Raw genomic sequence first — 12,976 nt, forward strand, 5'->3', positions numbered from 1 at the left:
TGGAAAACTACGGCAGTCATCGACTTGGGACTGTCATCAGACGGTTTTAGGGTCCCGGAGAAGAACGCAGCGGACGGCGTATCACAAGGCGCTTCTACAACAATTGCTCGCGTAAAAAATCGATGAACGCCATCGTCCGCGCTGAACGTCGTCGCTCGCGGCTGAGTACGGCGCTGACAGGCAGCGCGCTGGTCTGATAGTTGTCGAGTACGGTACTCACCCTGCCCTGCTCGACGTCAGCTGTGAACAGCCATTGCGGTGAGAGGGAAATACCCAGGCCGGAGAGCACCATTTCGCGGATGGCCTCGCTGCTGTTGCTGGTGACGTTGCCCTGGATACCTACATGGAACGCCTGGCCGAGGTGCGTAAAGGTCCAACGGTCGTAATGCTCCAGCAACGTGAAGCCGATGCAGTTGTGACCTGACAGTTCGCTGGGCTCACGTGGCACGCCGTGCAGAGCCAGATAACCGGGCGCGGCATAGACACGCCGTGGGCTATCGCCCAGTGGCAGTGCCACCAATCCCTCGCTCTTCACCGCGCCAATTCGAATAGCCAGATCGATGTTTTCCTTGAGCAGGTCTTCATTGTGGTCACTCAGCCGCAGGTCAATCCGCACATCAGGATGGCGTTGCAGGAAAGTCCCTATGAGCGGTGCGATGCATAACCTTCCATAACTGACCGGGGCGGCGACTCGTAAAGGGCCGGCGATCTGCTCCTGGCCACTGGTGAAGCTTCGCGTGGCAGTTTCGACGTGGCCAAGAATTTCCTGGCAGTGGTCGTAGAAGCGTTGACCTTGGTCGGTCAGGGCCAAATGCCGAGTGCTGCGTGCGAACAATGGGCCACCCAGATACTGCTCCAGCGCGCGCACTTGTTTACTTACCGCCGGCTGCCCAATGTTCAGTTCACGGGCGACCGCCGAGAAAGACCCGCGCTCCACGACGCGGACAAAGACATGCATGCTGTCGAACAGATCCATCGACGATTGGTTCTCTTTGGGGAATAAGTCTCATTCAATCGTGACCACCCAAGAATTGATTGAGGCGCTGGCAGTGCAGGAGTAATGGCCGATGACCCTCATAGGATAGCTGATCGATCACCGGCCCATTTTTACACGGCCCAACAGGAGCAGCCCAAGGCACCAAAAAAACTTCGAGGGTCCGATACTGGAGCATTGGATCCCCATGCACCGGCATGATCGTGACCGTGCAGGCCGCAAAAGCTTGCGCAGCCGCACGAGGCCGCGACTTGGGCGCGCAGCGGAGCCAGCGAGTTTCTGCCTGCTCCGTCTGGGTCTCCCCAAGCGCCATAACCTTTAAAGGTACGCGTCGGCGACCAGTCAGGCATGGCGGGCGGTAGCGGGTTGTCGTCAAACCTGGCGAATTGGCCGGCCCCGTAAACCACGCGCCCGCCAACCACGGTCATATCGGCGGTAAGAAATGAAATCTCCTCTTCAGGCACAGAGAAGTAGTCCTTACTTGGCACAATCAGGTCAGCAAAGTGACCGGTCTGGATGCGACCACGTTTGCCCTCTTCGTTAGAAAACCAGGCGACATTCTCTGTCCACATCCGCAACGCCGCTTCGCGATCAAGCAGGTTTCGTTGAGGGTACAGATTCAGACCGCCCACCGTTTTACCGGTTACCATCCAGGATAGCGAAACCCAGGGGTTGTAGGAGGCAACCCGGGTGGCATCGGTGCCTGCAGACACTTTCACCCCTTTTTCCAGTATGCGCGCTACCGGCGGGGTCGCTTGCGCCGCACGGGCGCCGTAGCGCTCGACGAAGTACTCCCCCTGATAAGCCATACGATGTTGTACAGCGATGCCACCGCCGAGCGCGGCGATACGGTCGATCGATTTGTCCGAGATGGTTTCGGCATGATCAAAGAACCAATTGATGCCAGCGAGGGGGATGTCCTCGTTGACCTTCTCAAATACATCCAGCGCTCGGGTAATGGTTTCGTCGTAGGTGGCATGCAACCGCCACGGCCATCGGTTCTCTGCGAGGATGCGCACAACTTCCTCCAGTTCTCCCTCCATCTCGGGCTGCAGGTCCGGTCGCGGCTGGCGAAAATCTTCGAAGTCGGCAGCGGAAAACACCAACATTTCGCCCGCGCCGTTGTGACGGAAGTAGTCGTTTCCTTGCTTGTACTTAACGCTGGAGGTCCACTTGAGGAAATCCTCCTTCTCTTCCTTGGGTTTCTGAGTGAACAGGTTGTAAGCCAACCTGACCGTCATTTGCCCATCGTTGTCCAACTTCTGGATCACTGCGTAATCGTCGGGATAGTTTTGGAAACCGCCGCCCGCATCAATAACCCCTGTCACACCCAAGCGATTGAGCTCGCGCATGAAATGGCGAGTGGAGTTGACCTGATAGTCGAAGGGCAACTTCGGTCCCTTGGCCAACGTGGCGTAAAGGATCGTCGCGTTGGGCGTGGCCAACAGCAGGCCCGTAGGCGCACCATTGGCATCGCGGTAAATTTTCCCGCCTGGTGGCTCGGGGGTATCTCGGGTGTAGCCGACCGCGCGCAAGGCCGCACCATTGAGCAAGGCCCGGTCATAGAGATGCAGAAGAAATACAGGTGTATCGGGCGCGATCGCATTGATCTCGGCTATGGTTGGCAAACGCTTTTCAGCGAACTGGTGTTCAGTGAAGCCACCTACCACGCGAACCCACTGCGGTGCTGGAGTGTTAGCCACTTGGCGCTTGAGCATGTCCATGGCGTCAGCGAGTGAACGCACACCGTCCCAGCGCAATTCCAGATTGTAGTTAAGGCCGCCGCGGACCATGTGGGTATGGTTATCGACTAAGCCAGGGAGCACACAACGGCGCTTGAGGTCGACAACTTTTGTGGCTGAGCCAGCCAGCGCCATGACTTCCTGGTCTGACCCTACAGCCAGAAACTTGCCGTCTTTGATTGCAACGGCGTGGGCGACTGGGTTGGCGCGATCCAGTGTAGTGATCTCGCCATTGTGGAAAATGATGTCCGGAATTGAATCGGTCATATTGGGCCCTTCCCTACTTAGCGTTTCGGAAAAAGCGCTGCGTCCAAAGACACCCCCTAACGCTAAGGTGGAGGCGGCCTGGAGAAGTTTTCGGCGCGATGTCATAGGTAGAGGCCTCACAGATATAAAGCCCGTTTCCAGGGCCTTCAGGGAATAGCGAACCTTGCAAACCGGTTACTCACGTCTGACTGGACTTTTAAACTGCATACATCCTCATGCTCCACCTCGTGTTTTGGACAATAACGCCGATGGGTGGAGCTATCGCGTCAGCCCTGCGCGACAGCTCTTGCATAACGGATTTATTTAGCAGGGTTTGGACCGATGTGCTCGCCATGTTGCACCCGCTCAGGCGCCTTATGCACCATGGTGTAGGCATAATCCACACCCATCCCGTAGGCGCCGGAATGTTCCTGCACGATCCCCATCACGGCTTCATAGGTCTCCTTGCGCGCCCAATCCCGCTGCCATTCGAGCAGCACCTGTTGCCAGGTAACCGGTACGATACCGGCCTGAATCATGCGGTCCATGGCGTAGTTGTGCGCGTCGACCGAGGTGCCTCCCGAGGCGTCGGCAACCATATAGATTTCATAGTCTGTATCGCGCAGGCAGGACAGTGCGAAGGTCGTGTTGCAGACCTCGGTCCACAGGCCGGATACGACGATCTTCTTACGGCCGGCAATGGCGGACTCTGCCAAGGCATCACGAACGTTTTGGTCATCCCAGGAGTTCATTGAAGTACGTTCGAGGATTTTGTTCTGCGGATATACCGCTAGCAACTCAGGGTATGTATTGCCAGAGAAACCCTCGGTTTCCACAGTCGTGATGGTGGTAGGTATGCCGAACGCTTTGGCAGCCTTGGCCAACCCCACGACATTATTTTTCAGCACCTGCCGATCTATCGACTGCACACCAAAGGCCATTTGGGGCTGGTGGTCGATGAAAATCACTTGGCTGTTTTGCGGGGTCAGTATTTCTAAGTACTTGTTGGACATGGCGGATTTCCTTTGGTAAGTAGAGCAATACGAAAGCGGCGTTATGCGTGGCTGCGCAAGCAGAACGCTACCCGTCCTGGTAGTGCTAAAAGCCACTTTCCGGACGAGTTCAGGGGTGCCGAAAAGCCCCTTGAATTTACGAATGCAGCATTGTTCAGCCGCGTTCGCGGGGTTCAGTTAAATGCCCGAAAAACGCTTGCCAGGCTGCTTTTGCAAGTGCACATCATCTGCGGCTAATTCGCTCCCACCTTGAAGGGAAGTGCATCTTTGGATGTCTTCACGGTCCATGAACCGGACTGCCGGAACGAACTGGCAGACGCGTAGGTATCTTCCATGAACTGGAAATAGGTCATCTTTCCATCCTGAACTTTCGCATGGATGGAAAACGGTGATGTGAACAGATGTCCGACCGCCACGGAGCGGTAGGTGAACTTACCGAAAATCGCGACATCTTCGCCGGAAGCGATTTTGGTAGTAATCGTAAAGTCTTCGATTTTCCAGTAGTTTGAGACCTGCAAAAACAAAGAGCTAAAGGCTTTGGGACCTTTGTTTGTGCCGGTCCACGGCATGATTTTTCTGAGTTCTGGATTGTCAAAGTTTAGAGAAACATAGGTGGCGTCTGGAGCTGCCAACCTCATTGCCGCGGCTTCGACTTTATCGGGTGCGGTATTGGCCAGGAATTCCACGACAACCGCTAGTGAAGCAGCAGATTGCGCTTCAGTAGCTGACTGCGCCGACGCTGGAGTGATTGTTACTAACCATGAGGCGAGCGCCATTGCTGCAGTGATCAATTTGATGCTTCGAGTATTCATGAACTCTCCATTTATGAGTACGATTTTGCGATTCGCGGTCATCCAACCCATGTTGCAAATTGCTACGTGTCGAAAAGCGACAATTGGTACTGGAGCAAGGGCTATGCCAATTTTATAAAACTTATATAAATCGATATTTATCAATGACATATAACTTAATGTGATGTCGCGAGTATCGGGCTCGGAGTTTATCGAAGGGCTTGTTTGATCATTTGATGAAGTCTCGGCGAGGTTTTGTTGATTTGATCAATCCAGCTCAAGCGTGGTCCACGGTGAACCGCCAGGCGGCCACGCAAAGTCACTCAAGACTCTCGTCATGCAACAAGCCGCTTTTCTTCAGGCGATAGGCCAGTGCCGGCCGGGTCAAGCCGAGCATGCGAGCGGCTTGCGAGACGTTTTGGTGTGAAAGCTCCATGGCGCGGCGCATCAGCCGTTCTTCCACAGCATCCAGGCTGATGTTTTTATCAAAGATCTGCGTAACCCAATCGGGACAAGGTTCTTCACCGCCAGCCTGAACTAACGCGCCATCAGAGTTGAGACGATCACCGTGCGAATCGTCTGTTTTTGGGAAGACTGCAAAGAGTGCATCCTGGCCTATGGTCTCGTTGCTGTCGGTCAGGATGACGCCACGCTCAATCGTATTTTCCAATTCGCGAATATTCCCCGGCCAGGCGTAGCGGCGACACAATTCAAGAGCTTTGTCTGATAAACCCAGCGTTCGCTTGTGATATTGCAAGTGAAATTTGCTTATAAAGTGCTCGGCCAGCAGTGGCAGATCTTCAAGTCGCTCGCGCAGTGGGGGAATCTGCACCGGAAACACATTCAAGCGGTAATAAAGATCGGCGCGAAACCGGCCCGCTTCGACGGCGTCGGCGAGGCTTTCATTGGTAGCAGCGATGACTCGCACGTTGATCTTGCGGGTTCGGGAATCGCCTACCCGTTCCAGTTCACCCTCTTGCAGTACCCGAAGTAATGTCGCCTGCGCTCTGGGCGTCAGCTCCACCACCTCGTCTAGAAAAATCGTCCCTCCGTTGGCCCGTTCAAAGCGTCCTGGGCGGGTTTGATTGGCGCCGGTAAAAGCGCCTTTTTCAACACCAAACAATTCGGCTTCAATCAGGTCCTGAGGAATGGCAGCGCAGTTCACTGCGACAAACGCTTGCTCGGCGCGATCACTGCGCAGATGCACGCTCCGTGCGATGACCTCCTTGCCGACGCCAGTTTCTCCGAGCAGCAGGACGGAAATTTTTCCTTTGGCAGCCTTGTCGATCATCTTGCATACCTTCAAATAGGCAGGCGAGCGCCCTACTCCATAGAATTGAGCTTCCTGCTTCTCCAGGCTTCTACGCAGAGAGCTGATCTGTGATTGCAGTTCATACAGCTCCTCGATGATTGGGTCGGCTTGAAAGTACTGTCTGAATTCTGCGGCGTTCTCCCATTCCTCGGCAGGTTTACCAATAATGATGCAGCGCTCATCCCCGCATCCGCGACAGGTCGTTTCTTGGATGATGATTTCGCGTTTCATGAATGAAGAACTGTACGCACAGGCGTAGCCCAACAAAGACCAACAGACTGGTTCCTCCATCAGGCCGACTTCAGTCAGGCAAGTCTCGACCTCAAAGGAGTCAATCCATTCGAGCTCGCAATAAAAATGGCCGCTCTCCTGATCCAGCTCTAACTGAATGGGTTTCGCATTGACCATACCTTTGAGGGAATGCAGTTGCGGGCCGACCAGAAACATCTGCAACTGCGGACTGTCTGGTCTGAGCTTGCGGGCCATTTCCGCATCCTTGAGTCCAGACTGGTAGCCAAGGCGCAAGAAGAACCCCTTGGCGCGGTCGACGCCGAGGCTATTGATGAGTTCACGGCGAAAATTAGCCATCGCCGATACCTGCATCAACAACATGCGCTGCTCGCCAAACCAGATCTTGCCTTCCGTGCTTTGAAAACGAACCTGGTCGCTCAGGTCGTGAAAGCCGGAATAGTGGAGCTCAGGGTTGTAACTGACAGCCATTGAGAGAGACCTCGATTATTGTTTTGAGCGGTCTTGATCAAGCTGTGGCGCCGAGTGAAAGCACCGAAACAATCGATCGCGATATGAAGGGATTTTAGTGCATTGCTACGCAGAGCCAGCGGGCCTCCCGATGCAAAGACATGACGGTGCACGGGCTTCGCGGGCAGATGAAGGCAGTTACCAAGCGCCAAAGTCAGCCAGGCTTAATGTTGGTGATCTGGCCCGAGCCGGCCATGTGCTGTGTTGGACTAGGTATTGGTCATTCGCAATATCCCGGCAGATTGCGAATGCACGCCTTCAGTATCGGCCGTCGATGAACGCGGGAATGGGGCGCCTCCCTGGCAAAGCGGTACTTCACTGGCCCCTCACTCCCGTGCTGATCAACCTTCAGCGGGTACCGGCGTGTCGAGCAATTGCTGCTCCCACAGATAAGCAATGCCGCTACCTGCAGCATGCTGGAGAAGCACATCGGTTACAGCGCCTGCCGTATCGAGGCGTGCCCAGTCGCGTTGCCATTCAGCCATGACTGCCAACCAGGTCATGACATTTGCCCCGGCGCCGACCATGCGTTGGATGGCGACTTGATGGGCTTCGACCGAAACGCCACCGCACGCGTCGGTGACCACGGTAACGTCCCAGCCCTCGCCTAGTGCTTGAATCGCTGGCATGGCGACGCAGACCTCAGTCCACAGGCCAGCCAGGACCAATTGCTTGCGGCCTGTTGCCTTGACCGCGTCCACTACTTTCTTGTCTTCCCAAGTATTGATGAGCGTTCGGTCAATCACCTCCTGACCGGGGAAAACGTCGGTGATTTGCGGAAAGATCCAACCGCCACGCTCGGCAATCACACTGGTCAGAATGGTCGGGACGTTAAACGCCTTCGCAGCCTTCGCCAATGCTGTCGCACAGTTGACCGCTGCGTGCGGATCGTGGCTATTGAGATTGGTGAGTTGAAAAGGCTGGTGGTCGATCAACACAAGTACGGAGTCTTCTGGACGAAGAAGCGAAGCAAGACCGTTACGAAAAGCCATTAATCCATCCTCTTGTTGCCGTGGGTTGGCACGTTTATTTGCGGGATCAGTTTCCGTGCAGCGCGCCTTATGAGCGGCGATGCCTCATGCACTGTGCAGCGCCCTCAAACCTTCGGGTAGTAGCAGCGAATGACTAACTGTGTCGCGCAATGAGGAACGCCACGGTTTTTGCTGCCATTCTCTGGCGATGGCTTCACGGCTTCATGACGACGCGCCCCAGCGGTTTGCTTCGCTCCGCGAAGTCATGCGCAGCAGCCTGCGATAGGGTAAAGGCCCGTTCAATGACAACCCGTATACGCTCCCGCAATACATCCTGTAGCAGCTTGTCGACACTCGCACGCACTGCCGGCCGCTCGAAAAGCGGCCCCATGTACGCACAGATCAGGACGTCCCCGGGAACCGCTATTGGCGCCAAGGCGCGAACTCCGTAATGTGCAGTTCAGATGTACGTTCTGGTAGTCGCATTCCGTGCGTAGCTGCGTGACAAAAAAAGGAACGTGGAAATGGATATAGAAGAGCTTGAAACCTTTGTAGAAGTGGCCGATGCCGGCGGCATTTCCCGTGCGGCAACGCGCCTGGGCACGTCGAAATCTATCGTCAGTCGCCGGCTTGCCCGCCTGGAAGCAGAGCTGGGCGTGCAACTGATGGCGCGTACCACCCGCGGTGCGGCCCTTACCGAAGCTGGGGCGACCTTCCGCGACTACGCCGCCAGAATATGCGCTGAGGCCGAGTCGGCACGCGATGCGATCTTGCCTTCCGGCGAGCTTTGTGGCCGCCTGCGGATCGCCGCGCCCCTGACTTTGGGGCCAATACATTTCGCGCCGATCCTCGCGGAAATGGCCAGGCGTCACCCACAGCTTCATGTGCAAACGAACTACACCGATCGTTTCGTTGACCTCATCGCCGAGGGGTATGACTGCGCGATACGGGTGGGCTACCTGCCCGATTCCAACATGATCGCCCGGTGTATCGGACCGATCTTTGGCCAATTGGTGGCAAGCCCCGTCTATATCAAGGCGCATGGAGCGCCCGAAACACCCGACGAAGTCGTCAGCCACCAAGCACTGATGCAAGGCAATGAATCGTGGTCATTCATGGATGGTGACACGATGGTTACGGTGCGCCCGCAGGGAACGTTCAAAGCCGACAATGGCACCGCATTGCTGGCCGCAGCTTTGGCCGGCATCGGCATTGCCTGGTTACCTGACTGGGTCACGCATGAGCATTTGGCGAGCGGCGCACTTGTAGCGATCATGACGGATTATCCGCCGCCTCCAGCAGGCGCTTATGTAGTTCGACCGCCAGGCCAGCACCCTGCGCGAAAGATAAGGGTGCTCACCGAATTGCTGCTTGAATACTGCGACCAGGCGGCACATATTCCTGAGTCGCCACAGAGCTGAAAGACCCGATTGCAAGCTCCCTTAGAGTGAGTCCTGAAAGCAAAGTATGGATACCAAGCTTACTTATTGATCCATCAGAGCTATCGCGGCTAATACGTCCAGTCCTGATCAGCGCACCCGAATATTTCTCCAAAGTTTCATTCCTCACTCGCGAATAACGCCAACACCCGGTTGGATGTTCCGATTTGTGCGACACAGTAATACAACCCACGAGACTACAAACCAAGGAACTGGATCCCTAATATCCGCCCCCGTATCGGCACGCTTGCACCATCCCTGGTGAATGCGCGCGGCCAAATAACTGCATGCCAGACAGGTGAGTAATGATCGATTTGGAAGGAAAACGTGCGTTGGTGACGGGAGGAGCTCGCGGGATCGGCGCCGCTATCGCAGTGGCACTGGCAGAGAATGGCGCCGATGTTGCGTTCACCTACCAGCAGTCGACGGAAAAAGCTGAGGCAGTGGCCAAATTCATCGCTGATAAAGGGCGTCGTGCTATCGCGATTCAAGCCGACAGTGCCAACCCGCAAGCCATTGAATGCGCAGTCGCGCAGGCCATCTCGACGCTGGGCGGCCTCGATATTCTCGTCAATAGCGCGGCTATCGGCTTGAACGGAATGATCGCCGACATTGATGTAGACGACTATCAAGCACTGATGGATATCAACGTGCGAGGCCCCGTCCTGTTCGCAAAGGCGGTCATCCCGCATCTGCCCGCTGGCGGAAGAATCATCACAATTGGCTCGGGACTGGCAGAGCGGGTGCCCTTTGCGGGTGTAACAGCCTATGCAATGTCCAAGTCGGCGTTGCTCGCATTCACCCGGGGTTTGTCACGTGAACTCGGCCCCACCGGCATAACCGTTAATCTTGTTCAGCCGGGATCGGTCGACACCGACGCAAATCCAGCCTTCGGCCCCGCCGGCGACTTTCAGCGGAGCCTGTCGTCCTTGGGACGTTTTGGCGAGCCTCGCGAGGTTGCGAGTGCGGTGGTCTATCTGGCCAGTCCTGCCGCGAGCCTGATCACTGGCGCCATCCTGACCGTGGACGGCGGTGCGATCGCTTGACTAACGCTCAGGCAGCTGTCCGCAGTGGACGGCAGCCATGGACTGTTGGTCAGGGGTTGAAACGCACTAATGGCCATTTGCAGAGGCAGGAAGCATTGGATATTGATGATCTTCGAACCTTCGTCGAGGTAGCCGACGCGGGCGGTGTTTCGTCGGCGGCCCGGCGACTGGGTGTTGCGAAATCGATAATAAGCCGCAGGCTTCTGAAGCTGGAAACCCAACTGGGTGTGCAGCTATTGGCCAGGACAACCCGTGGTGCTGCTGTCACCGAAGCGGGAGCCGCCTTGCGAGAGTATGCGGCGCGGATCGTCGCTGAGTTTGACGCGGCCAGGGACGCCATTGTTCCAGATGGAGACCTTCGAGGTCGCTTCCGGATCGCAGCACCGATCTCGTACGGCCCGACACATATTGCCCCCGTGCTTGCTGAAATGGGGCGACGCCACCCTCTCCTGCACATTCATGCAAGTTACAGCGATCGTATCGTCGATCTGATTGGCGAGGGCTTCGATTGTGCTATTCGGGTCGGCCATTTACAGAGCTCCAATTTCATCGCAAAGCGTGTGGGCAGCATTCACGGCAAACTCGTGGCAAGCCCAGGCTATGTGAGTACACATGGAGCGCCAGAGGCTCCCCACGAGATTCTTGCGCATGAATCTCTTATGCAAGGTGCGGAAACCTGGCGGTTTATGGATGGCCAAAAGTCCATCATGGTTAATCCCCAAGGGCGCTTCAAGGCTGACAATCCTGTCGCGCTCGCCGCGGCAGCCGTTGCAGGTCTGGGTCTAGGGTACCTTTCTGACAGCGTCATCGACGAGCACATCAAATCTGGCGCATTGGTGTCCGTCATGCACAGATATCCCCCTGTTCCGGCGGGTATTTACATTGTTCGCCCCCAAAGCCAGCACCCTGCGCGAAAGATACGGGTGCTGACGGACATGCTGGTCGATTGGTTCGCAGATGTGAGCCCGGGCAACGTCCTCTCCCTTTAGAAGGCAAGCCACTCGGGACGGCGAGCGTTCAATCTATCCAATTGCCGGACGCATCTTCCACTCGTAGTTCCTGCACAACCATGCCATTCGCCTGCATGCAGGCGCTGAGCTGCGCATGTTTGCCTAAGATCAATCGCCTGAGTAGAATGCGATTCATTATCAATCATGTATGTCCCGGGATGCCGATGCGTAGCGACGAAACACTAGGTACTGCAGATCCAGGGCTGCTCTATCGCACCCACTTCTCGTGGTTACAGGGCTGGCTGATTCGGCGCATCGGCTGTCGCGACAACGCCGCAGATCTGGCGCAGGACACCTTTGTGCGAGTGCTCAAGCACCGCCATCAGTCCGGCGCCCTGCGCGAGCCACGCGCCTATTTGAGCAGCATTGCCCGCGGGTTGATGATTGATCAGTATCGTCGTCGCGAACTCGAACGTGCCTACCTGGAAAGCATCACCTTGCTGCCGCAACACGAGGTTCCCTCGGAAGAAAGCCGGTTGATGATTCTTGATGCCCTCGAGCGCATAGACCGTCTGCTCGACTCGCTTAAACCAAGAGTTCGCCAGGCGTTTTTATTTGCCCGACTCGACGGTTTGACCTGCGCGCAAATCGCCGAAAAGCTCGGTGTTTCCCGCGCGACGGTGGAGCGCGATCTGGCCACGGCCCTGCAACACTGCTATCGCTTGCGTTATGTCGAGGCCTGAGCCCGAGGCGCTGGATCCGGCCATTGTCGAGCAGGCGATCCAATGGCTGGTGCGCCTTCGCTTCAATCAAGCCGATGAACAGACACAGCGCACGTTCGAGCACTGGCTGCAGCAGCGCCCGGAGCATGGATTGGCGTGGCAGCGTGTGGAAACGCTTGGCGATGAATTTGAAGGCGTACCAGCTCAGCTGGCTCGACAAACCCTTAAGGGCGCCCAACATGGAATGCGCCGGCGGGAGAGCCTGAAGCTACTGGGCATATTGGCGACCGTTGGCACGGCAGCCTGGCTCGGCCGCGACTACACCCCCCTGCCCTCCATGCTTGCACAGCAGCGCAGCAGCACCGGCGAGCAACGACGTTTCCAACTCGATGATGGCAGCCTTATCCAGCTCAATAGCGATAGCGCCCTCGACAGCGATTTCGACGCCCAGCGGCGCCTGATCATCCTGCGCCGTGGTGAAATCATCGTGAATGTCGGTGCGGATCAACACTCGCCGCAAGCGCGACCGTTGTGGGTGCAATCACGCGACGGGATCATGCGAGCCCACAGCTCGCGCTTTCTGGTCCGCGAGCGTGACGACGGCACTCTGGTCGCAGCTCAGGAAGGATCAGTCACGGTTTTCCCCGGTTCCGGCCAAGCGTCTGCGAGCCGCAACGTCCTGGCAGGAAACCAACTGCTGTTCACCTCAAGTGACACCCGAACGTTCAGGGACATCGGCCTTGATCTATGGGCTTGGGGTGACGGTGTGATCAGTGCGAACCATATGCGCCTTGGTGACTTCATCGCAGAGTTGTCGCGTTATCGCCCAGGAGTCCTGCGCTGCGCCGAAGAGGTCGCTGATCGACGCGTTTCCGGCACCTTCCAGCTCGCCGACAACGATCGGGTCCTGGCATTGATCGCGCAGTCACTGCGCCTGCACATTGATTACCGAACCCGTTACTGGGTCACCGTAACCGCTGCCACCTGACTC

Annotated in this window: 11 protein-coding genes; 5 read left to right on the forward strand and 6 right to left on the reverse strand. The window is 56.6% G+C overall.

The window, feature by feature from the left end:
• Positions 1 to 94 precede the first annotated feature (94 nt).
• The 6 genes from D8U61_RS15930 to D8U61_RS15955 all read right to left on the reverse strand — a co-directional run bounded on the left by D8U61_RS15930 (position 95) and on the right by D8U61_RS15955 (position 7,849).
• On the reverse strand, positions 95 to 976 hold the full coding sequence (locus D8U61_RS15930; RefSeq protein WP_130927268.1) for a LysR family transcriptional regulator: 882 nt from the start codon (positions 974 to 976) through the stop codon (positions 95 to 97).
• A gap of 131 nt (positions 977 to 1,107) precedes the next feature.
• On the reverse strand, positions 1,108 to 3,003 hold the full coding sequence (locus D8U61_RS15935; protein ID WP_225926642.1) for an amidohydrolase: 1,896 nt from the start codon (positions 3,001 to 3,003) through the stop codon (positions 1,108 to 1,110).
• 299 nt (positions 3,004 to 3,302) lie between these two features.
• On the reverse strand, positions 3,303 to 3,995 hold the full coding sequence (locus D8U61_RS15940) for a hydrolase (protein WP_122507374.1): 693 nt from the start codon (positions 3,993 to 3,995) through the stop codon (positions 3,303 to 3,305).
• A gap of 233 nt (positions 3,996 to 4,228) precedes the next feature.
• Entirely contained in the window at positions 4,229 to 4,807 is a 579-nt protein-coding gene (locus tag D8U61_RS15945; protein WP_016774755.1) for a nuclear transport factor 2 family protein, read from the reverse strand.
• Positions 4,808 to 5,105: 298 nt separating this feature from the next.
• Positions 5,106 to 6,818 (reverse strand): sigma-54-dependent Fis family transcriptional regulator, encoded by a 1,713-nt coding sequence (locus D8U61_RS15950; protein ID WP_071172470.1) that lies wholly within the window; start codon positions 6,816 to 6,818, stop codon positions 5,106 to 5,108.
• Between the two features lie 380 nt (positions 6,819 to 7,198).
• A complete protein-coding gene (locus D8U61_RS15955; RefSeq protein WP_071172471.1) occupies positions 7,199 to 7,849 on the reverse strand; it encodes a hydrolase in 651 nt (216 codons plus the stop codon).
• A 503-nt stretch (positions 7,850 to 8,352) separates the two neighbouring features.
• Between D8U61_RS15955 and D8U61_RS15960 the strand changes: the two genes are divergently transcribed.
• From D8U61_RS15960 to D8U61_RS15980, 5 genes are all read left to right on the forward strand, one after another.
• Entirely contained in the window at positions 8,353 to 9,249 is an 897-nt protein-coding gene (locus D8U61_RS15960) for a LysR family transcriptional regulator (RefSeq protein WP_016774759.1), read from the forward strand.
• Between the two features lie 323 nt (positions 9,250 to 9,572).
• Positions 9,573 to 10,313 carry an SDR family oxidoreductase gene (locus D8U61_RS15965; RefSeq protein ID WP_122706224.1) on the forward strand — a complete coding sequence of 247 codons (741 nt, stop codon included), beginning with the start codon at positions 9,573 to 9,575 and terminating at the stop codon, positions 10,311 to 10,313.
• Between the two features lie 95 nt (positions 10,314 to 10,408).
• Entirely contained in the window at positions 10,409 to 11,302 is an 894-nt protein-coding gene (locus D8U61_RS15970) for a LysR family transcriptional regulator (RefSeq protein ID WP_122706226.1), read from the forward strand.
• Between the two features lie 185 nt (positions 11,303 to 11,487).
• Positions 11,488 to 12,006, forward strand: a complete 519-nt coding sequence (locus D8U61_RS15975; RefSeq protein ID WP_051600722.1) for a sigma-70 family RNA polymerase sigma factor — start codon at positions 11,488 to 11,490, stop codon at positions 12,004 to 12,006.
• Positions 11,993 to 12,973, forward strand: a complete 981-nt coding sequence (locus tag D8U61_RS15980) for a FecR domain-containing protein (RefSeq protein WP_130927269.1) — start codon at positions 11,993 to 11,995, stop codon at positions 12,971 to 12,973. The genes D8U61_RS15975 and D8U61_RS15980 overlap by 14 nt, the downstream gene beginning before the upstream one ends.
• The last annotated feature ends 3 nt before the right edge of the window (positions 12,974 to 12,976 follow it).

Origin of the sequence: Pseudomonas sp. Sample_14 (assembly GCF_004307515.1) — a bacterium.
In the GTDB taxonomy this organism is placed as follows: domain Bacteria; phylum Pseudomonadota; class Gammaproteobacteria; order Pseudomonadales; family Pseudomonadaceae; genus Aquipseudomonas; species Aquipseudomonas atacamensis.

Coding starts and splice junctions, on each gene's coding strand:
- D8U61_RS15930 (WP_130927268.1), bottom strand. CDS start 976: ATGGATCTGTTCGACAGCATGCATGTCTTTGTCCGCGTCGTGGAGCGC.
- D8U61_RS15935 (WP_225926642.1), bottom strand. CDS start 3,003: ATGACCGATTCAATTCCGGACATCATTTTCCACAATGGCGAGATCACT.
- D8U61_RS15940 (WP_122507374.1), bottom strand. CDS start 3,995: ATGTCCAACAAGTACTTAGAAATACTGACCCCGCAAAACAGCCAAGTG.
- D8U61_RS15945 (WP_016774755.1), bottom strand. CDS start 4,807: ATGAATACTCGAAGCATCAAATTGATCACTGCAGCAATGGCGCTCGCC.
- D8U61_RS15950 (WP_071172470.1), bottom strand. CDS start 6,818: ATGGCTGTCAGTTACAACCCTGAGCTCCACTATTCCGGCTTTCACGAC.
- D8U61_RS15955 (WP_071172471.1), bottom strand. CDS start 7,849: ATGGCTTTTCGTAACGGTCTTGCTTCGCTTCTTCGTCCAGAAGACTCC.
- D8U61_RS15960 (WP_016774759.1), top strand. CDS start 8,353: ATGGATATAGAAGAGCTTGAAACCTTTGTAGAAGTGGCCGATGCCGGC.
- D8U61_RS15965 (WP_122706224.1), top strand. CDS start 9,573: ATGATCGATTTGGAAGGAAAACGTGCGTTGGTGACGGGAGGAGCTCGC.
- D8U61_RS15975 (WP_051600722.1), top strand. CDS start 11,488: ATGCGTAGCGACGAAACACTAGGTACTGCAGATCCAGGGCTGCTCTAT.
- D8U61_RS15980 (WP_130927269.1), top strand. CDS start 11,993: ATGTCGAGGCCTGAGCCCGAGGCGCTGGATCCGGCCATTGTCGAGCAG.